Source organism: Amycolatopsis benzoatilytica AK 16/65, assembly GCF_000383915.1.
GTDB lineage: Bacteria > Actinomycetota > Actinomycetes > Mycobacteriales > Pseudonocardiaceae > Amycolatopsis > Amycolatopsis benzoatilytica.
Genome location: NZ_KB912942.1, coordinates 4,055,329 through 4,075,499, shown reverse-complemented (window position 1 = coordinate 4,075,499; position 20,171 = coordinate 4,055,329). Strand labels below are relative to the sequence as shown.

Genomic DNA, 20,171 nt, shown 5'->3' with positions numbered 1-20,171 from the left:
CATCGCCCCGGCATCGCCCGTCAGTGGGACGATGTCGGGGTGGTGAACCTCTACCGCGACACCGGAGTGGTGCTGCGCACGCACAAGCTGGGCGAGGCTGACCGGATCGTCACCCTGCTCACGAAGCGGCACGGCAAGGTCCGGGCGGTCGCGAAGGGCGTGCGCCGCACGTCGTCGCGATTCGGTGCGCGGCTGGAGCCGTTCGGGCACGTGGACGTGCAGTTCTACCCGGGCCGCTCGCTCGACGTCATCACCCAGGTCGAGACCGTGGACGCGTTCGCCCTGCCGTTGGTGGCCGACTACCAGCGCTACACCGCGGCGAGCGCGATCGCGGAGACCGCGGACCGGCTCTCGGCCGAAGAAGGCGAGCCGGTGCTGAAGCTGTACCTGCTGGTCTGCGGCGCTTTGCGGGCGCTGGCCGACGGGCAGCGGGACGCCTCGCTGGTGCTCGACGCGTTCTTCCTCCGTGCGATGGCCTACGCGGGCTGGGCCCCCGCCATCACCGAATGCGCCCGCTGTGGCCTGCCCGGCCCGCATGCCGCGTTCAACGTCGCCGCCGGCGGCTCGATGTGCCCGGACTGCCGCATCGCCGGCTCGGTGCATCCCGCACCCGAGGTGCTGACCCTGCTGGACGCCCTGCTGCACGGCGAGTGGGCGGTCGCCGAGGCGTCGCCCGGCATCACCCGCCGGGACGCGTCCGGCCTGGTCGCGGCGCATCTGCAGTGGCATCTGGAACGGCAGCTGCGGTCGTTGCCGCTCGTGGAACGGCGTGCCCGGGAGACCGCCGGGCCTGGCCCAGTAGGGTCGGCCGGGTAGAAAGTCCATTCTTCAGGAGGCCGCGAAGTGCTGCGCAGGGGACGGGCGACCCGCTCGACGGGATATGAGCAGCGGGAGCCGGATCCGCATCCCTCCGGCGCGAAGCCGCCGGAGATCCCGGCGGACCTGGTGCCGAAGCACGTCGCGCTCGTCATGGACGGCAACGGCCGCTGGGCCAACCAGCGCGGCCTGCCCCGGATCGAGGGCCACAAGCGCGGCGAGGCGGTGATGATCGACGTCGCGAGCGGCGCGGTCGAGATCGGCGTGAAGTGGCTCTCGGTGTACGCGTTCTCGACCGAGAACTGGAAGCGCAGCCCCGAGGAAGTGCGGTTCCTGATGGGCTTCAACCGCGACACCATCCGCCGCCAGGTGGACTACCTGGGGTCGATCGGCGTGCGCATCCGCTGGGCCGGGCGACGGCCGAAGCTGTGGGCGAGCGTGATCAAGGAACTGCAGATCGCCGAAGAGAAGACCAAGAACAACACCAAGCTCAACATGACGATGTGCGTCAACTACGGCGGCCGCGCCGAGCTGGGCGACGCGATGCGCCGGATCGGCCAGGACGTCGCCGCGGGCAAGGTGAACCCGGACAAGATCGACGAGCGCACCATCGCGAAGTACCTGTACCAGCCGGAAATGCCGGACGTGGACCTGTTCCTGCGGCCCTCGGGCGAACAGCGCATGTCGAACTTCCTGCTGTGGCAGTCGGCGTACGCGGAGATGGTCTACCAGGACACGCTGTTCCCGGATTTCGACCGGATGCACCTGTGGCAGGCATGCCTCGACTTCGCTAAGCGCGACCGCCGGTTCGGCGGCGCGGTGGACCAGGCAGGGGGCACTCGATGAGCACCGCGGAAGCCGCTGAGACCGGCGCGTTGCTGACCAACGCGCGGGAAGCGCTGGAACGGTACCTGGAAGTCCACGTCGACGACGACGGCGCGATCACCTTCTCGCACGCGGACGTCCCGTGCGTCGTCCAGGCGACGCGCCTGGCGGACGGCCTGACCGTGCTGAGCCTGACCTGCGTCGTGGCCTGGGACCTGCCGGACGACCCGGCACTCGCGGTCGCGGTCGCGGAACGGGCTGGGCAGGGCTTGTTCGGCACGCTGGGAGTCGGGCACACCGAGAGCGGAATGGACGTGACGCTGCGGTACGCGTTCCCGGCGGAGGGAATGGAGCCGGCCCCGCTGGGGACCCTGCTGATGCTGGTGGTGTCGACGGCTTCGCAGCTGCGCGCGGAACTGCCCGGGGTGGACGCTTGAGCCTTGGCCCGGGTTTCCTGGAGCTGACTGATTTCCCCCTTTCCTCCCGCCCATTCGAGTGATATTCCCGCAAATCCGGCGCGAGCGGACCCCTCGCGGCACCCGCGCCCGGCGTTCTGTCCGCCCCGGCTGGCATCATCGCCGCCGTGGAAACCCTTTCCAATAAGGCCGCCGAGGAGCCGCTGCGTACGCGGCGGTTCCGGATCAGTTCCATCGAGATCCTGTGCGCCGTGCTGCTCGTCGCGGTCCTCGCGCAAGGCCGGCTCCAGGACCTGTTCGACGTGCCCGCGCTGCGCACCGGGTCCACCGTCTTCGTCGCGGTGTGCGTGCAAGCACTGCCGTTCCTGGTGCTGGGCGTGCTGATCAGCGGTGCCATCGCGGCGTTCGTGCCCGCGCGGGCGCTGGACCGCGTGCTGCCCAAGAACGCGTCGGCCGCGGTGGGCGTCGCCGGGCTTGCCGGGGTCGCGCTGCCGGGCTGCGAATGCGCGTCGGTTCCGGTGGCGCGACGGCTGATCGGGCAAGGCGTCGCGCCCGCGGCGGCGCTCACCTTCCTGCTCGCCGCGCCCGCGGTGAACCCGGTGGTGCTGGTGGCCACCGCGGTCGCGTTCCCCGGCAAACCGGAAATGGTGTTCGCGCGATTCGCCGGTTCGCTTGCCACTTCGATGGTGATGGGCCTGATTTGGGCGCGCTGGGGCAAGCTTTCCTGGATCACCGAACGCGCACTGCGACGGCTGCCCGACGTTGCGCCGGGTCAACGCTGGCGGGTTTTCGCGGAAACCGCCCGCACCGATCTCGTGGAAGCCGGCGGGTTTCTCGTGCTCGGCGCGCTGATTTCCGCGTCTCTCAACGTGCTCGTGCCCGCGAAGTGGTTCGAGGTGCTGTCCGGGCAGGTAGTCGTCGGCGTGATCGTGATGGCGCTGCTAGCTGTCGTTCTCGCGCTGTGCAGCGAGGCGGACGCCTTCGTCGCCGCTTCGCTCACCGGGGTGCCGCTGCTGCCGAAGCTGGTGTTCCTGGTCGTCGGCCCGGCCATCGACGTCAAGCTCTTCGCCTTGCAAACCGGCACTTTCGGCCGCTCGTTCGCGGCCCGGTTCGCCCCGGTCACCTTCGTGGTGGCGATCGCCTGCGGCAGCATCGCCGGCGTGCTCTTCCTCGGCGGCGTGCGATGAGGCGCGAAACCCAGAACGTCCTTCTGATCCTCCTCGGCGGCGCGCTGGTGAAGATCGCCCTGAACGGCGACTACCTGCGCTACGTGAAACCCGCGCAGCAGCCGTGGATCATCGCTGGCGGCGCGGTGATGCTGCTGCTGGGGGCAGTAGCTATCGTGCGCGACGTCGCGGCGGTCCGCGCAACTGCGAAAACCGACTACGAGGCAGCGGTCGACCCCGCATTCGCCAGCCCCGCTCGCTTGTCCGGCCATGCCCGCTCGGACGGCGAGTCGGGCAGTCTCGACCACTCCGGCAGCCACGGTCATGCGGAGGGCGAGGCCCACGATCACTCGGACGGGCACGATCACTTGGACGGGCACGGCCACCATCACTCCGCCCGGTCCGCCTGGCTGCTGGTAGTCCCGGTGCTGGCGGTGTTCCTGGTCGCCCCGCCTGCGCTGGGCGCGGATTCGGTCACCCGCACCGAAGCGCGCCTGCCCGCGAGCGCCGCGACCACGTCCGCCGCAGCGTTCCCGCCGCTGCCCGCCGGAGCGGTGGTGCCGATGGCGATGAACGAAGTCGTCTCCCGCGCGGGCTGGGACTCCAACGGAACCCTCAACGGCCGCACCGTCGAGATCTCCGGTTTCGTCGTGCACACCGGCGGCCAGACGTTGCTGGCGCGGCTGGTGATCAGCTGCTGCGCCGCGGACGCCGCGCCGGTCACAGTGCACCTGAAAGGCGGCGAAGCGGACCGGTACCCGAGTGACACCTGGCTGCGCGTCGCGGGCCAGGTCGTCCCCGGCACCGCCCGCGAGGCGAACGGCTACACGCCAGACTTGGTCCCGGCGACGATCGAGCGGATCAGCGCGCCGAAGGACCCGTACGAGTACTGAGAGGAGCACCCCGGGCCGGCTGCCGGGGCGAGCCGACGGCTGGCTGACCGGAGCGCTTGCTCGGGGCCGGCTGGACTGTGTCAGCCGGAGTGCGTCAGCTGGCGTGTTCGGCGCAGGTGCCGGTGATTTCCACCGTGTGGTTGATCTGGGTGAAGCCGTGCTCGGCCGCGATCTTCTCCGCCCAGCGTTCCACCGCCGGGCCTTCGACCTCCACCGTGCGCCCGCACACCCGGCACACTAGGTGATGGTGGTGGTGCGAGGAACACCGTCGGTAGATGGCTTCGCCGGAGTCGGTGCGCAGCACGTCGATCTCGCCCGCCTCGGACAGCGACTGCAGCGTCCGGTAGACCGTGGTCAGTCCGATGCCGTCGCCGCGTTTGCGCAGCTCGTCGTGCAGTTCCTGGGCCGAGCGGAAGTCGTCGACGGTGCTCAGCAGGTCGACCACCGCGGCGCGCTGCTTGGTGGAACGCCGGCCGGGCACCGGGGCCTTGGAGACTGGGGGCATCGTCACTTCCCTTCCTGCACGTGGGTGACCGCGTCGACGACGATGTGCGCCAAGTGGTCGTCCACCAGGCGGTAGACGACCTCGCGGCCGCGCCGCTCACCGTGCACCACGCCCGCCGTCTTGAGGACGCGGAGGTGCTGACTGATCAACGGCTGGGCGACGTCGAGCGCGTCCACCAGTTCGTGCACGCACCGATCCGCCTCCCGCAACTGGAGCACGATAGCGATCCGCACCGGAGCGGCGAGCGCCCGGAGCAGTTCGCCCGCGTCGGCGAGCGCTCCCGGCGGCACGAGGCCCGATCCGGAACCGGCGGCCCGGCCGGCCGAGCCGGATCCGTCGGCCGGACCGGCCTGCTCGGCCGGGTGCGGCGGATCTGCCGGTTCAGCCGAGCCGGCCGCCGACGAACGGGCGCTCGCCGCTGGTTCCGCCCCGGTGCCTGCGGACAGAGCGCTTGAGGGTGCCGATGTCATCACTGCCTCCACTCGCGTCCGGTCGTCCTCGTCGTTCTGCGGCGCCACGCCCGTCCCGCGAGCCCCGGCGGCCCGGGAACCCGGCAGGCGGCAGAGCCGCTTTCCGAAGTCGGATGTCATTGCCGATAACCTTCGCCGCCATCGTAGTGTTCCCGTCGCCGACGGTGGCGGTCCCCGGGAGGCGGCCGACCACGCCGTACGAACTCACCCGATCGGGTGAGTTCGCGAAGATCTGGCTTGTCGCCTTCGCAAGCCGTGGCCGACGGTGCATGGTTGGCGAGGGTGTGTTTCGTCGCGTCTCGTACAGTGACGGATCGTTCGGGGTTGCCGGAGGGCAGTGGGGAGCCATGACTCGTTTCGTGACGAAGGCCGCGGTGGCGGCCCTGGTGGCATTGCCGGTGCTGGCGCCGGTCGCGTCGGCGCAGACCGCGGGGCCGCAGGCGGTGGACGAGAAAAGCGGGCCGGTGTCGTTCGCCAACGTCGCCTCGGCTCGCCTCGGCGGCGGTGCGCTGATCACCGAGACGCAGCGGTCTCCGCTCACGCCGGGACAGTCGCAGCTCGGCACCGATCGCACGATGGTCCCGAAGAACGCGGGCGAGCGCGGGACGTTCGGCCCCAACTACGAGATCGACCTCGGCAAGTACGACAAGGACAGCCCGTACCCGGAGGGCATCGCGAGCCGGGACCACAAGGTCATCGCCGCGCTGCAGGCCACCAACGTGCCCACCGCCGTCGCGGAGACGAATTACGCGGTCCGCGACCTCAGCCGCGGCAAGGCGGGCGTCGAGGACACGATGCTGGTCGTCGAGGGCGGGCACAGCGAGGTCGCGTGCACCGGGCCGGGCAAGATCACCAGCGCCACCACCGCCGCGCGGATCTGGGTGCGCGGCGAGGACGACCAGCTGAAGCAGGTCCCGATGCCGGCCAGCGGCTCGCTCAGCGTCACCGGGCTGAAGATGACCTCGCCCACCGACGTGCAGGGCGCGAGCCGCGACAAGACCACGTCGGATCTCGTGCTGTCCCGCGTCAGCTCCTTCGACCAGCTGATCAAGCAGGACGGATGGCGGTCCGGCGACATCACCGCGCAGGCCGGGTGGCGCGTCGAGATCACGACGCACGCGCGGGACGCGAACGGTGCCAGCCTGAACAACGACGTGCACACCAGCATCGTCCTCGGCGGCGTGAGCTGCTCGATCCCGAAGAACTTCGTCGCCCTGTCCGGCAACGGCACCGGGACGGGCGGCGGGACCGGCACAGTGCAGCAGCCGTCGGTGCCGACCCAGGTCCCGGCCGGCTACCTCGGCGCCTCGGCCGCCGCGCCGGCGGACGATTTCCGGCTGCCGCTCGGCTTCGGCCTGCTCGGCGGCGGGCTGGTGTTCGGGGCGCTCGCCGTGGCGCTCGGACGCCGCCGGGCCGCTCGCGTCGCGGTGCGCTCGCACAGCGAATAGGCCATGGCCGCGCCGAGAACCGTGCTGACGATCGCGTCGGCGGTGATCGCCGTACTGGCGATCGCGGCCGGCGTGATCGTGCTGACCTGGGTTCCCGCGCAGACGACGGCCGTGGCCGATCCGCCGCCCGGCTCGCTGCCCGGCGAGGACGGCGCGCCCGCCGAACTGCCCGCCGACGGCCAGGCGATCGGCCTGCAGCGGCCCGGCAGCATCCGGCTGCCGGACGGCTCCGAGGCGCGGCTGAAGCGCACCGAGGTCACCCAGCAAGGGGTGCTGCCGATCCCGCGCGGACTCGGCGACGCCGCCTGGTGGGGCGCCCGTCTCGGTGCCGAACAGGGTGCGGCGGTGCTGTCCGGACACGTGAACTGGGCCGGCACGAAGGGCCCGTTCGACGATCTGTGGCGCGTCCACACCGGCGAAGAAGTCAGCATCGTCGATTCCTCGGGCGGCCGGTGGCTCTACCGGATCACCGGTGCCATCACGATCCCCAAGGCCCAGCTGCCCGCACAGGCGCCAGGCTGGTTCGCCCAGACCGGCCCGCACCGCCTGGTCCTGGTCACCTGCGGCGGAGACTACGTCGGCGGCACCGAGGGGTACGACGAGAACCGGATCGTGACCGCGAACCTGGTGTCCCGCCCGGGCTGAGCGTCCAAGCTGTCCGCGCGCCGCGCGCCGCGCGGTGCCGAAAGCCGTCCGTCAGGGGCCCCTTGAGGGAATCCAGGTCCGTGAGGGGCCCCTTGAGGGAATCCGGGTCCGTGAGGGGCTCCTTGGGGGAATCCAGGTCCGTGAGGGGCCCCTTGAGGGAATCCAAGTCCGGCAAGGGGCCTTTCACGGACAGTCGGCCGAAACCGCGTGCAACCCCTGGCCCCGGTCACCGCATGTCTCCCCGGGAGAGACCAGCGGACCAGGGAGCACGATGCAGGCGACACCGGAACAACCAGCACGCAACCGAGGCGTATTGATCGTCGTCGCGGCCGTAGTCGTGGCGGCGGTCGTCGCCGCGGTGCTGCTTTTCTTCACCGGGAGGGACCCGGCCGGCTCCGCGCAGCAGACTCCGCAGCCCGGGACCGCCCAGGTCGCCGCCGGCGAAACCGGTCCAGCGAGCAGCTCCGCCGAACCCGACCCCGGCCAGACCCCCGCCGCGGTGCAGCTCCCCGGCGGCGGGCAGGCGAAGCTGATCGCCGAAGAGGTCGGAGAGGACGGCGCGCTGCCGATCCCCAAGAGCCTCGGCGAAGCCGCTTGGTGGGGCTCCGGCCTCGGCGCGGCCCAGGGCGTCACCCTGCTGTCCGGCCACGTCAACTGGGCCGGCAAGACCGGCCCCTTCCAGGAGCTCTGGCGGATGAAGCCGGGCGAGCTCGTCACCGTCACCGACACCGCTGGCAAAGCCTGGCAGTACAAGATCGACGAGGCGCGCACCATCCACAAGTCGGACCTCGCCGCGGAATCGGCGAAGCTGTTCGACCCGGCCGGGCCGCATCGGCTGGTTCTCGTCACCTGCGGCGGGGAATACGTGGGCGGGCAGGAGGGCTACGACGACAACCGGGTGGTCACCGCGTCGCCGGTCACCCGTTCGTGACCTCCGACCTGCGCGGAGGCATCCGGGAGCGGCCGGATACGCTGGGCGTTCTAGTCCGATAACCGTCCCCGCATGCGTCCGGAGCGTGGAGTGCCCGCCAACATCATCGAAACCGTCGTCAGTCTGTGCAAGCGCCGTGGCTTCGTCTTCCCGTCGGGAGAGATCTACGGCGGCACCAAGTCGGCGTGGGACTACGGGCCGCTCGGCGTCGAGCTCAAGGACAACATCAAGCGCCAGTGGTGGAAGACCGTCGTGCAGGGCCGCGACGACGTGGTCGGCCTCGACTCGTCGGTGATCCTGCCGCGCCAGGTCTGGGTCGCCTCGGGCCACGTGAACGTGTTCACCGACCCGCTGATCGAGTGCCTGTCCTGCCACAAGCGGTTCCGTGCCGACCAGCTCGCCGAGGACTTCCAGGCGCGCACCGGCAAGCCGACCACCGAGGACGACCTGTCCGAGGTGCCGTGCCCGAACTGCGGCACCCGCGGCAAGTACACCGAGCCGCGCGACTTCAACATGATGCTGAAGACCTACCTCGGCCCGGTGGAGTCCGAGGAGGGCCTGCACTACCTCCGCCCGGAGACGGCGCAGGGCATCTTCGTGAACTTCTCCGCCGTCCAGCAGACCACGCGGAAGAAGCCGCCGTTCGGCATCGGCCAGATCGGCAAGTCCTTCCGCAACGAGATCACGCCGGGCAACTTCATCTTCCGCACCCGCGAGTTCGAGCAGATGGAGATGGAGTTCTTCGTCGAGCCGGGCGAGGACGAGCACTGGCACCAGTACTGGATCGACGAGCGCACGAAGTGGTACAAGGACCTCGGCATCAAGCCGGAGAACCTGCGCCACTTCGAGCACCCGAAGGAAAAGCTCTCGCACTACGCGAAGCGGACCGTCGACATCGAGTACCGGTTCGCGTTCAGCGCCGGCCAGGAGTGGGGCGAGCTGGAAGGCATCGCCAACCGCACCGACTTCGACCTGACCACGCACTCGAACCACTCGGGCCAGGACCTGTCGTTCTTCGACCAGGCATCGGGCCAGCGGTACCGGCCGTTCGTGATCGAACCGGCCGCGGGCGTCGGCCGGTCGATGATGGCGTTCCTCGTCGACGCCTATGACGAGGAGGAGGTGCCGAACGCCAAGGGCGGCACCGACATTCGCCACGTGCTGCACCTTGACCCGCGGCTCGCGCCGTACAAGGTCGCGGTGCTGCCGCTGTCGCGCAACGCCGACCTCTCGCCGAAGGCGCGCGACCTGGCTGCCCAGTTGCGCAAGAACTGGAACGTCGACTTCGACGACGCCCAGGCGATCGGCCGCCGCTACCGGCGCCAGGACGAGATCGGCACGCCGTACTGCGTCACGGTCGACTTCGACACCCTCGAGGACAACGCGGTGACCATCCGCGAGCGCGACAGCATGAAGCAGGAGCGCATCTCGATCGACCAGGTCGAGTCGTACCTGGCCGGGCGCTTGATCGGCTGCTGAGGCAAACGGTCTTCCGGACGGCCCTTTCCCGCACCGCGGGGGAGGGCCGTCCGGCGTTTCCGGGCCACCCCTGACACCTGTCACGGTCGGGTCGTGACGCTCGGCCTGCGTGCCCGGTCCCGCTCCCCGGCAGGCTTCGAGCCATGGAGAACACACAGGACATCGCGGCGGGGGCAGCGGTCCGGCTCGACGGGATCGCCAAGCGGTACGGCGACGTGCAAGCCGTCAAGCAGGTCGGCCTGACCATCGCGCCGGGGGAAGTAGTGGCGTTGCTCGGACCCAACGGGGCGGGCAAATCGACCACCGTGGACATGATGCTCGGGCTCACCGAACCCGACCAGGGTGTGGTGCGGGTGTTCGGCCGGTCGCCGGCCGACGCGGTGCGCGCCGGGATGATCGGGGCGATGCTGCAGGGCGGCACGCTGCTGGACGACATGACGGTGCGCGAGACGGTCTCCCTCGTCGCGAAGCTGCACCGGCGGCCGATGCCGGTCAAGGAAGCGCTGGCTCGCGCCGGCGTCGACGACATCGCCGACCGGCGGGCCAACAAGCTTTCCGGCGGCCAGAAGCAGCGGGTGCGGTTCGCGGTCGCGCTGGTGTCCGACCCGGACCTGCTCGTGCTGGACGAGCCGACCGCGGCGATGGACGTCGGCAGCCGGCGCGAGTTCTGGAAGTCGATGTACTCGTTCACCGAGACCGGCCGCACCGTGCTGTTCGCGACGCATTACCTGGAAGAAGCAGAGGAATTCGCCGACCGGGTGGTGCTCATGCGGGCCGGGGAGATCGTCGCTGACGGGTCGGTCGCGCAGGTCCGCGCGCTGGCCGGTGGACGCACCATCCGCGCGGTGCTGCCCGGCGGGGTCGAGCAGCGGCTGGTTTCGGCGCTGCCCGCGGTCACCGCTGTCGAGTTGCGCGGCGATCGGATCGCACTGTCCAGTTCGGACTCCGACCGCACCTTGCGCGCCCTGCTCGCCGCCGTCCCGGCCGCGCACGACATCGAGATCGGCGCCGTCGGTCTCGAAGGCGCATTCCTTTCCCTGACCGCCGACGAAACGGAAGCAGCAGTCCGATGAACCCCGCCTACCTGGTCTCCGAGTTGCGCCGGCTGTTCCGCTCGCCGCGGTTCCTGATCTTCGTGCTGGCCTTTCCGGTGCTGATGTTCCTGTTGCAGGCCAACGTTTTCACCAAATCCTCCGATCCGGGACACGCCGAGATCGTCGGGGTGATCATGATCAACATGATGACCTTCGGCGCGTTCGGCGCGGCTACCACGAACGGCACCCGGCTCGCCGTCGAACGGACCGGCGGCTGGCAGCGGCAGCTGCGGCTGACGCCGCTGTCCGGGGCGGCTTACCTTGGCGGCAAGGCGTTGTCCGGAATGCTTTCCGGGTTGCCCGCGCTGATCCTGGTTCCACTGCTCGCCGCGTTCACCCAGGGCGTGCACCTCGACCCGGCCGGCTGGCTGCGGATCTTCCTCGGGGTCTTCCTCGGCACCGTTCCGCTGGTGCTGCTGGGCCTGGTGCTCGGCCAGTTCGGCACACCGGAGTCGATGCAGCCGATTTCGATGGTCGTCATGCTCGGCATCGGATTCCTCGGCGGGCTGTGGATTCCGCTGGACACCATGCCGTCCTGGATGCACCAGGTCTCGCAGCTCATGCCGACCTACTGGATCCTCGGGCTGGCCCGCCCGGCGGTCACGAACGACCTGCTGGTGAGCCTGCCGACGGCGGTCGCGGTGCTCGGCGCGTGGACGCTGGCGCTCGGGTTCGTGGTGATCAAGCGATACCGTAAGGACAGCGCCCGGGTCTGACCGGGGCGGAAGGGAACGACAGACGTGTGGCCCCTCGGCCGTGAGGCGACCGGCCGGTCCGCGACCGGGCCGGCCCGCTCGCCCGCCTTCGCGTTGAACAACCGGCAGTCCTGGTGGGACGACCCGGCACCGGCCTCGAAACGCGGCCCCAACAAGATCGGCTGGCCGATCTTCGGCGTGGCGTTCCTGCTGCCCTTCCTCATCCCGGCGTTCAAGAACCTGGTCGAGGGGGACGGGCCGGTGGGGCTGCGGATCGCCACCTGCGCGGCACTGTGTCTCTACGGGGCCGGCTACCTCGTGTTCCCGGCGACGTTCAGCAAGACGCGGCGGACGAAGCTCTGGTTCGGCGCGGTGATGCTGGCGCTCGGGCTGGTCTCGGTCGCGCTGCTCGGCGCGAGCCCGTTCGTCCTGCTCTACGCCACCGCGACGATCGCGTTCCTGCTCCCGGCGGCCTGGGCGGTCATCTTCAACGTCACGGGATTCGCCGTGGTGCTGCTGGTCCTCTACGTCTCGGACCGGATGAACGGCACCTTCGGCGACCTGGTCACGGTCGCGTCGGTGACGTTGGCGATGTTCTTCATGGCCAACCTGATCCGCGCGGTCCGCAGGCTGGAACTGGCGAACAAGGAGATCGGGGCGCTCGCGGTCGCCAGCGAACGCGAACGCGTCGCCCGCGATCTGCACGACCTGCTCGGGCACAGCCTCACCACGATCACCGTGAAGTCCGGTGTCGCGCGGCGCGTGCTGGAGAGCTCCGGCGACATCGACCGGGCGGTGCAGGAGATCCGGGAGATCGAGGGGCTCACCCGATCCGCGCTGTCCGACGTGCGGGCGACGGTGACGGAGTACCGCGAGGTATCGCTGCCCGCCGAGATCGCCGGGGCGCGGGCGGCGCTGCGCGCGGCGGAGATCGAAGCGGAACTGCCGCACGCGGTGGACAACGTGCGCGCCGAACTGCAGAGCACGTTCGGGTACGTGCTGCGAGAAGCGATCACGAACGTGCTGCGGCACTCCGGCGCGAAGCGAGTGCAAGTCCGACTGGGCAGCGGCTGGATGGAGATCGAGGACAACGGCTGCGCGGCGGGGGAAGTGGTGCCGGGCAACGGTCTGCGCGGCTTGTCCGAGCGAATGGCCGCGGTCGGGGGCACCTTGGCCACCCGGTCGCGGCCAGGGGGAGGATGGGTGGTCCGGGCGGAGGTCCCGGAGCCGAGACCGGACGGCGCCGCCGTCGCGGTGCGCGCCGAACCCGCGGGAGGACTTGCGTGATCCGGGTGCTGCTGGCCGACGACCAGGCGATGGTGCGCGGCGCGCTCGCCACCGTGCTGGGCCTGGAGGCCGACATCGAGGTGGTGGCGCAGGTCGGCGCCGGCGACGAGGTGGTGCCCGCGGCGAAGCAGGTGCAGCCGGACGTCGCGCTGCTGGATGTGCAGATGCCCGGCATCGACGGGCTGACCGCGGCGGCCGAGCTGAAGACCGCGCTGCCGTCCTGCCGGGTGATCATCTGCACCACCTTCGGCCGCCCGGGCTACCTGGCGCGGGCGATGGCGGCGGGCGCGGCCGGATTCGTGGTGAAGGACGCGCCGCCGGAACAGCTCGTCGAAGCCGTCCGGCGGGTCCACAGTGGACTGCGGGTGGTGGATCCGGCGCTGGCCGCGGAATCACTCGCGACCGGGACGAGCCCGCTGACGGCACGGGAGCGCGACGTGCTGAGCGCGGCCAAGGACGGCAGCACGGTGGCGGACATCGCGAAGGGCCTGTTCCTGTCGGACGGAACGGTCCGCAACCACCTGTCCTCGGCGATCGGCAAGACCGGGGCGCGGACTCGCGCGGAGGCGGTCCGCCTGTCCGAGGAACGCGGCTGGCTTTAGCTGTGGTGAGCGAACGTCCGTGAAGGGCCCCTTGAGGGACTTGCGTTCCCTCAAGGGGCCCTTCACGGACGATCAAGGCGACCCCCCCAGCCGGGCAGTCGCACCCAACCCGGCCGAGGGCAGCCCGCCTCTGCCAGGATGGCCGCCATGGATTCCTGGACCGGGCCTACCGCCGGAAACTGGGTGCGCCGGATCGTTTTCGGCGCGGTCCTGATGCTCGTCGCCGTCGTTGGCGGGACCGCGTTCCGCGTGTGGGAGGTCGCGCGCGGCAACGACCGCACGCCCGCCGACGCGATCGTCGTGCTCGGCGCCGCGCAGTACAACGGCAAGCCGTCCGAGATCTTCACCGCCCGGCTGGAGAAGGCGCGTCAACTGTTCGCCGACGGTGTCGCGAAGACTGTCATCACCGCCGGCGGCAAGAAGGCCGCGGACAACTTCACCGAGGCGCAGGCCGGCGCACGGTGGCTGACCAGGCACGGCGTGCCGGAGTCGGCGACGTTGCCGGTCGGCGAGGGCAACGACACGCTGCGCAGCCTCCGCGCTGTCGCCGATCAGGTGAAAGCGCACGGCTGGCGTTCGGTCGTGCTGGTGAGCGATCCGTGGCATTCCTACCGGTCCCGGACCATGGCCCAGGACCTCGGAATGGAAGCCTGGACCGCGCCGACGCACAGCGGGCCGATCGTGCAGGAACGGGCGACGCAGGTGCGCTACATCTTCCGGGAAACCGGCGCGCTGCTGTTCTACGAGCTCACGAAGTCGCCGGCGGACGACCTGTTCGGCACGACGATGGGCTGAATTGTCGGACTTCCCGCCTAAGCTGGCGGGGTGAGTGACGGCTACCGCGAGCACGACCGCGCCCGCGTGCTGGCCGAGGAACCCAAGGGCGCGGCACTGTCCGGCGCGCGCCCGGACGGGCGCAGCGCGTTCGCCCGCGACCGGGCGCGCGTGCTGCATTCGGCCGCGCTGCGCCGGCTGGCCGGCAAAACCCAGGTGGTCGGGCCGGGCGAGGGCGCGGAGGTCAGCGGCGCGCCGCGGACCCGGCTCACGCATTCGCTGGAGGTCGCGCAGATCGGCCGCGGCATCGCCGAGGAGCTGGGCGCGGACCCCGATCTGGTGGACACCGCCGGGCTGGCGCACGACATCGGCCACCCGCCGTTCGGGCACAACGGCGAGCGCGCGCTGGACCAGGTCGCTCAGGCGTGCGGCGGGTTCGAGGGCAACGCGCAGACGCTGCGCATCCTCACCCGGCTCGAACCCAAGGCCGTCGGCGAGGACGGCGCGACCGCCGGGCTCAATCTCACCCGGGCCTGCCTGGACGCTACGACGAAATATCCGTGGCCGCGGCGGTCCGGCGAGCCGAAGTACGGCGTGTACCCCGACGACTCGGCGGTGTTCGGCTGGATCCGCGAGGGCGCGCCGGGCCTGCGCCGGTGTCTGGAAGCGCAGATCATGGACTGGGCCGACGACGTGGCGTACTCGGTGCACGACGTCGAGGACGGCGTGCTGGCCGGCCGGATCCGGTTGCGCGTGCTGGCCGATGCCGAGGAACGCGCCGCGGTCGCCGAGGCCGCTGCCCGGCATTTCTCCACGCTGACCGCGTCCACTTTGGAGGGGGCGGCGAAGGAACTGCTGGACCTGCCGGTGGTCGCCGGTCTGGTGTCCACCGAGCCGGACGGGTCGCTGCGCGCGCAGGTCGCGTTGAAACGGCTCACCAGCGAACTGGTCGGCCGGTTCGCCTCGGCGGCGGTCACCGGCACCCGCGCGGGGTATGGCGAGGGCCCGCTCACCCGGTACTCCGCGCGGCTGGCGGTGCCGGACCAGGTCGCGGCCGAGGTCGCGCTGCTCAAGGCGCTGGCGCTGCGGTACGTGATGAGCGACCGCCGTCGGCTGGCGATGCAGGACGGGCAGCGCGAGGTGATCACCGAGCTGGTGGCGGCGCTGTGCCGGCGCGCGCCGGAGGCGCTGGATCCGTTGCTGGTCCCGTCGTGGGAGGCAGCGGCGGACGATGCCGCGCGGTTGCGGGTGGTGGTGGACCAGGTCGCGTCGCTGACCGACGCGCAGGCGCACGAGTGGCACCGGTGGCACACGGGGCGGCACGGGACCGCGCCTGTGGAGAGGTGAACCGCGGGCCGGTCTGATGCGGCAGGCGCCGCGTGGGCGGAAGGTGGCGTGCGGCCGGTTGAGTCGAGCGGCGGAGCACAGCTGGGCTGCGCCGCTCCCTGAACGGCAGCGCGGCAGCGGCCTCGCCCGCTCTGCGATGCTCCGCTGAACTGCGAGCCGTCGGCCGCGCGGCACCGCCCGCCTACCCGAACCGTGAGCAGGGTAACCACCCGTTCCGGTACCGTCGCCGCATGGCACTGGACAGCCACCTCGATTTCGCCCTGGCGCTGCACGGAGCGACCGCGTCGCCGGGGGCCGATGCGTGTCTTTCCCCGTATTCGGCCGCCAGCGCGCTGAGCCTCGCCCAGCGGGCCGCGCGCGGCCGGACCGCGGACGAACTGGCCGCGGTGCTCGGCGCCGACCAGGGCGAGCTGCTGCACGCCGCGGCCGAAGTGGGAGAGGAGGCCCAGCTCGCGATCGCGAACACGCTCTGGGCTTCGGACCGGATCACCGTCAGCGAGAGCTTCCGCGCCGAGCTGGCCGGCTGGCCCGGCAGCAAGGTCGAGACCGCGCCCTTCGCCACCGACCCGGAAGGCGCGCGGCAGCGGATCAACGCCGACGTGGAGCAGACCACTCAGGGACTGATCCCGGAGCTGCTGCCTGAGGGAGCGATCCACCCGCTCACCCGCGCCAGCCTGGTCAACGCGCTCTACCTCAAGACTGCCTGGCGTCACCCGTTCGCCAAGCACGCCACCAAGGACGCGGACTTCCACATGCCCGACGGCGTGCGCCGGGTGCCGACCATGCACCTGGACGAATCCGTCGGCTACGCGCACGAGAGCGACTGGCAGGTCGTCCGGCTCCAAGCCGACGGCGGCATCGAAGCGACCGTCCTGCTGCCGGACAACGACCTCGCGACCGCGGAACCGGAGCTCACCCGCGCGAAGTTGCGAACGCTCTTGGAAAGCCCGAGCCCGCGCAAGATTCAGCTGTCCCTGCCGAAGATCTCGCTGGACCTGCGCGCCGGGCTCGACCGCGCGTTGCAGGGGCTCGGCGTGGCCGCGCTGTTCACCCCCGACGCCGACCTGACCGGCCTCAGCCCGGACCGCCCGCTCTGGGTGGACAGCATCCTGCACCAGGCCGTGCTGCGGCTGGACGAAGAGGGACTCGAAGGCGCCGCCGCCACCGCGATGCAGATGCGGACGATGGCGCTGATGCACAGCGAACCGCTCGAAGTGCGCGTCGACCGGCCGTTCCTGCTCCTGGTGCGGCACCGCGAAAGCGGCGCGGTGTACTTCATCGCCCGGGTGGTGCGCCCCGCGTGAGCGTTTTCCCCGAAGCCGAACCGGAAGCGAAAACCGAAGTGCCGCCAGTCGAACCAGGCCCGGCCGCCGCTGTCGCCGGACCGCGGATGCGCCGGTCCTGGGCCGACGCCGGGATCATCGGCGCGTACCTGGCGTTCTCGGTGATCCTGTTCGGCGGCCTGTGGGCCGATCTCGGCCAGGGCTACCTGTGGAACAGCGCCTCGGACCAGAACATGTGGGAATGGTTCTTCGCGGTCACCGCGAAATCCGTTCAGCACCTGGAAAACCCGCTCACCAGCGGCCTGCAGAACTACCCGCTCGGCGTGAACATGATGGCCAACACGGCCATGCTCGGCGTCGGCGTCCCGCTGGCCCCGGTCACCATCCTGTTCGGGCCCACCGTCACCTGGGCGATCGCGCTCACCGGCAGCCTCGCCGGCAGCGCGGCGGCCTGGTACTGGGTGTTCTCGCGGCACCTCGTGCGGCGCCGGATCTCCGCCGCGATCGGCGGAGCGTTCGTCGGCTTCGCGCCGCCGATGATCTCGCACGCGAACGCGCACCCGAACTTCGTCGCGTGGTTCGTGCTGCCGTTCATCGCGCTCAAGGTGATCGACCTGGCGCAGGGGAAACGCCCGGTGCGCAACGGGATCTGGCTCGGCCTGCTCACCGCGTACCAGATCTTCCTCGGCGAAGAGCCGCTGCTGATCTTCGCCCTCGGCTTCCTGATCTTCGCGGTCGCCTACTGCCTGTCCCGGCCGGGCGAGGTCAAGGCGATGGTGCGGCCAGTGCTGACCGGCGGCGCCGTCGCGGTGGCGCTGACGCTGGTGATCGTGGCGTTCCCGCTGTGGTGGCAGTTCTTCGGCCCGGACAGCTACTTCGGGCTGGAGCACGGCCAAGTCGGCAACGACACCGCCGCGATGACCCGGTTCGCCACGCAGTCGGTGTCCGGTCAGCCGGAGGCAGCGGCCGCGGTGTCGCTGAACCGCACGGAGGAGAACGCGTTCTTCGGCTGGCCGCTGATCGTGCTGATGGTGGTCATCACGGGGTGGCTCTGGCGCGAAGCGGTCGCGCGGGCGCTGGCGATCTCGATGTTCCTGATGGCTTGGCTTTCGCTCGGTTCCGAGATGACCGTGCTGCACGAGAACACCCACATCCCGGGGCCGTGGGCGCTGTTCGCGAAGTTGCCGCTGTTCGAGTCGTTGCTGGAATCCCGGCTGTCGATGGCGTGCGTGCCCGCGATCGGGGCGCTGCTGGCGATCGCGACCGACCGGGTGTTCGCCGCCGCTTCCCGCGCGGACCTGAAACTGCCGGTCCGGCTGATCTGGCTCGGTGCGGTCGCCGCCGTGCTGCTGCCGATCGCGCCGACTCAGCTGCTGGTGCAAAAACGGCCGCCGACCCCGGCGTTCTTCGCCGACGGCACCTGGCAGACCTACGTCGCGCCCGGCGGCACCGTGGTCCCGGTGCCGTTGCCGAGTTCGGGAGAGTCGGAGCCGCTGCACTGGCAGATGGACGCCGGTCTCCAGTACGCGATGCCGGAGGGGTACTTCGTCGGCCCGCAGGGTCCGAACGACAAACGCGGCCGATACGGCGCGTACCAGCGGCCCACCTCGCTGCTGTTCGACCGCGTCCGCGATTCCGGCCGGACCCAGGACGTCACGGACGCCGACCGCGACCAGGCGATCGCCGACCTGCGTTACTGGAACGCCAGCGTGCTGGTGCTGATCCCGCGCGAGCACTCCGGCGAGTACCGCGCCACCGTCGACCTCCTGCTGCGCAAACCCGGGCAGTTCGTGGACGGCGTCTGGATCTGGGATGTGCGCCCGATCACCGGGCATCGCTGACGCTGTCACATCCCGCGCGGCTGTCCCGTTCCTCCGGGCGAACCACTCAGAAGGAGGACCGACATGCCCCGTATCCCGGTCAAACGAGCCAGCGACGGCGGCCCGGTGCTGAAGCTCTTCTACCGGATCGCCGGCAAACGGTACGGCGCGGTGCCGGAGCCGATGGCCGTCGTGGCGCACCATCGCGGGCTGTTTCGCACCAGCGTCGTGCACGAGCTGATGGCCGAGAAAGCGTCGAAGCACCTGCCCGCCAGCGTGCGCGAGCTCGCGGTGTACCGCGTCGCGACCCGGATCGGCTGCTCGTGGTGCGTCGACTTCGGCACCATGCTGCAGCGCCACGACGGCCTGGACATCGAACGGCTCAAGCACATCGACGAGTACGCCACGTCGCCGCTGTTCAACCGCCAGGAACGGCTCGCGCTCGCGCTGGCGGACGCGATGTCGGGCCCCACGGTCACGGTCACCGACGAGCAGATCGCCGAGCTGAAGGCGGAATTCGGAGACCAGGGCGTGGTCGAGCTGACCTATCAGATCGGGCTGGAGAACTCGCGGGCGCGGATGAACAGCGCGCTCGGGATCGTCGACCAGGGGTTCACCTCGGGCGACGCCTGCCGGGTGCCGATCCCGTAACCCCGGAACCGTCCGTGAAGGGAACCTCGAGGTACTCAGAGTCCCTCGAGGTTCCCTTCACGGACTACTGCCGCGGGCGGGTGATCCGGGCGAGCTTTTCCGGGTTGACCTGGTCGTACACGCCCACGATGAGGCCGTCGCGGACGCTGAACGTCTGCACTCGCTCGTCGAGGGCGAGGTAGCCCTCCACCGCGGGCAGTTGCGGCAGCCACAGGCCGAGATCGCCGTTGACCAGCACCGGCCTGCCGTTCTCCATCGTCCCCGGCGCGTACTTCGCCAGCACGCCCAGCACGAACCGGCCGACCTTGTCCGGGCCGGCGATCATCCGGCGGCTGGTGCGCGAACGGCCGTTGGAGTCGCCGATCATGACCACGTCCGGGTGCAGCAGTTCGGTGACCGCGCGGATGTCGCCGGCCAGCAGCGCGATCACGAATTTCTCCAGCACGGCCTGCTGCTGGGCCAGCTCGAGCCGCGCGGGCGGATCCGCGTCTTCGACCGCGCGGCGGCCCCGGGACGCGTGCTGACGGGCGGCGGCCACGCTGCAGCCGAGTGCTTCGGCGATCTCCGCGAACGGCACCGAGAACGCGTCGTGCAGCACGAACGCCACCCGCTGCTCCGGGGTCAGCCGGTCGAGGACCACCATCGCGGCCATCCGCAGGCCGTCGTCGCGGACCGCGGCTTCGAGCGGGTCTTCGCTGGCCGGTGCACCGAACGGGGTGACGATCGGCTCCGGCAGCCATTCGCCCACGTACTTCTCGCGCCGCACCGCGGCCGAACGCAGCCGGTCCAGGCAGATCCGGCCGACCACCGCGGTCAGCCAGCCGCGCAGGTCGCGGATCCCGGCCCGGCCCGCGTCGTCCAGCCCGGACAGCCGCAGCCACGCTTCCTGCACCGCGTCCTCGGCGTCGGCACGGCCGCCGGTGAGCCGGTAGGCGGCCCCGATCAGATGCGGGCGGTGCGCGGCGAACTCGGCTGCCCAGTCTTCCAGCGCGGTCGGTGTGCCCATGTGCCGAGTGTGCCGCAC

At 70.8% G+C, this 20,171-nt stretch carries 21 protein-coding genes; 18 read left to right on the top strand and 3 right to left on the bottom strand.

The features are described from left to right. The first annotated feature begins 39 nt into the window (after nt 1-39). From recO to AMYBE_RS43680, 5 genes are all read left to right on the top strand, one after another. Nucleotides 40-816, top strand: a complete 777-nt coding sequence (gene recO, locus AMYBE_RS0118620; protein ID WP_020660907.1) for a DNA repair protein RecO — start codon at nt 40-42, stop codon at nt 814-816. Nucleotides 817-843: 27 nt separating this feature from the next. Then, nucleotides 844-1,662 (top strand): isoprenyl transferase, encoded by an 819-nt coding sequence (locus AMYBE_RS0118615; RefSeq protein WP_020660906.1) that lies wholly within the window; start codon nt 844-846, stop codon nt 1,660-1,662. Then, a complete protein-coding gene (locus AMYBE_RS0118610) occupies nt 1,659-2,078 on the top strand; it encodes a hypothetical protein (protein ID WP_020660905.1) in 420 nt (139 codons plus the stop codon). Before AMYBE_RS0118615 ends, AMYBE_RS0118610 begins: the two co-directional genes overlap by 4 nt. A 146-nt stretch (nt 2,079-2,224) precedes the next feature. Continuing rightward, the gene (locus AMYBE_RS0118605) at nt 2,225-3,244 is read left to right on the top strand and encodes a permease (protein WP_020660904.1); all 1,020 of its coding nucleotides are present in this window, start codon (nt 2,225-2,227) and stop codon (nt 3,242-3,244) included. Continuing rightward, nucleotides 3,241-4,116, top strand: coding sequence for a TIGR03943 family putative permease subunit (locus AMYBE_RS43680; RefSeq protein WP_020660903.1), 876 nt, complete (start codon nt 3,241-3,243; stop codon nt 4,114-4,116). The genes AMYBE_RS0118605 and AMYBE_RS43680 overlap by 4 nt, the downstream gene beginning before the upstream one ends. A gap of 94 nt (nt 4,117-4,210) precedes the next feature. Here AMYBE_RS43680 and AMYBE_RS0118595 read toward each other — a convergent pair whose 3' ends face one another. Then, nucleotides 4,211-4,621 (bottom strand): Fur family transcriptional regulator, encoded by a 411-nt coding sequence (locus AMYBE_RS0118595; protein WP_034287108.1) that lies wholly within the window; start codon nt 4,619-4,621, stop codon nt 4,211-4,213. Nucleotides 4,622-4,623: 2 nt separating this feature from the next. Then, a complete protein-coding gene (locus AMYBE_RS44085) occupies nt 4,624-5,091 on the bottom strand; it encodes an ArsR/SmtB family transcription factor (protein WP_154676570.1) in 468 nt (155 codons plus the stop codon). A gap of 347 nt (nt 5,092-5,438) precedes the next feature. Between AMYBE_RS44085 and AMYBE_RS0118585 the strand changes: the two genes are divergently transcribed. The 13 genes from AMYBE_RS0118585 (at nt 5,439) to AMYBE_RS0118525 (ending at nt 19,147) form a co-directional block, all read left to right on the top strand. Beyond that, nucleotides 5,439-6,539 carry a hypothetical protein gene (locus AMYBE_RS0118585; RefSeq protein ID WP_020660900.1) on the top strand — a complete coding sequence of 367 codons (1,101 nt, stop codon included), beginning with the start codon at nt 5,439-5,441 and terminating at the stop codon, nt 6,537-6,539. Nucleotides 6,540-6,542: 3 nt separating this feature from the next. After that, nucleotides 6,543-7,184 carry a class F sortase gene (locus tag AMYBE_RS0118580; protein WP_020660899.1) on the top strand — a complete coding sequence of 214 codons (642 nt, stop codon included), beginning with the start codon at nt 6,543-6,545 and terminating at the stop codon, nt 7,182-7,184. Nucleotides 7,185-7,455: 271 nt separating this feature from the next. Then, nucleotides 7,456-8,115, top strand: a complete 660-nt coding sequence (locus tag AMYBE_RS0118575; RefSeq protein WP_027927787.1) for a class F sortase — start codon at nt 7,456-7,458, stop codon at nt 8,113-8,115. A gap of 90 nt (nt 8,116-8,205) precedes the next feature. Beyond that, nucleotides 8,206-9,594 (top strand): glycine--tRNA ligase, encoded by a 1,389-nt coding sequence (locus AMYBE_RS0118570; protein ID WP_020660897.1) that lies wholly within the window; start codon nt 8,206-8,208, stop codon nt 9,592-9,594. A 143-nt stretch (nt 9,595-9,737) separates the two neighbouring features. Beyond that, entirely contained in the window at nt 9,738-10,667 is a 930-nt protein-coding gene (locus AMYBE_RS0118565) for an ABC transporter ATP-binding protein (RefSeq protein WP_020660896.1), read from the top strand. Next, nucleotides 10,664-11,404: an ABC transporter permease gene (locus tag AMYBE_RS0118560; protein ID WP_020660895.1), complete on the top strand. Its 741-nt coding sequence runs from the start codon at nt 10,664-10,666 to the stop codon at nt 11,402-11,404. The genes AMYBE_RS0118565 and AMYBE_RS0118560 overlap by 4 nt, the downstream gene beginning before the upstream one ends. Before the next feature lie 24 nt (nt 11,405-11,428). Continuing rightward, on the top strand, nt 11,429-12,670 hold the full coding sequence (locus AMYBE_RS0118555; protein WP_020660894.1) for a sensor histidine kinase: 1,242 nt from the start codon (nt 11,429-11,431) through the stop codon (nt 12,668-12,670). Then, entirely contained in the window at nt 12,667-13,272 is a 606-nt protein-coding gene (locus tag AMYBE_RS0118550) for a response regulator transcription factor (RefSeq protein ID WP_020660893.1), read from the top strand. The genes AMYBE_RS0118555 and AMYBE_RS0118550 overlap by 4 nt, the downstream gene beginning before the upstream one ends. Nucleotides 13,273-13,419: 147 nt before the next feature. Beyond that, nucleotides 13,420-14,067, top strand: coding sequence for a YdcF family protein (locus AMYBE_RS0118545; protein ID WP_020660892.1), 648 nt, complete (start codon nt 13,420-13,422; stop codon nt 14,065-14,067). 30 nt (nt 14,068-14,097) lie between these two features. Next, a complete protein-coding gene (locus AMYBE_RS0118540; protein ID WP_020660891.1) occupies nt 14,098-15,393 on the top strand; it encodes a deoxyguanosinetriphosphate triphosphohydrolase in 1,296 nt (431 codons plus the stop codon). Nucleotides 15,394-15,623: 230 nt separating this feature from the next. Then, nucleotides 15,624-16,697 (top strand): serpin family protein, encoded by a 1,074-nt coding sequence (locus tag AMYBE_RS0118535; RefSeq protein WP_020660890.1) that lies wholly within the window; start codon nt 15,624-15,626, stop codon nt 16,695-16,697. A gap of 86 nt (nt 16,698-16,783) precedes the next feature. Then, nucleotides 16,784-18,517: a hypothetical protein gene (locus AMYBE_RS0118530; RefSeq protein WP_051124969.1), complete on the top strand. Its 1,734-nt coding sequence runs from the start codon at nt 16,784-16,786 to the stop codon at nt 18,515-18,517. 63 nt (nt 18,518-18,580) lie between these two features. Further along, nucleotides 18,581-19,147 (top strand): carboxymuconolactone decarboxylase family protein, encoded by a 567-nt coding sequence (locus AMYBE_RS0118525; protein ID WP_020660888.1) that lies wholly within the window; start codon nt 18,581-18,583, stop codon nt 19,145-19,147. Nucleotides 19,148-19,211: 64 nt separating this feature from the next. Here the strand turns inward: AMYBE_RS0118525 and AMYBE_RS0118520 are convergent, their stop codons facing one another. Continuing rightward, a complete protein-coding gene (locus tag AMYBE_RS0118520; protein WP_020660887.1) occupies nt 19,212-20,153 on the bottom strand; it encodes a sigma-70 family RNA polymerase sigma factor in 942 nt (313 codons plus the stop codon). Nucleotides 20,154-20,171 lie beyond the last annotated feature (18 nt).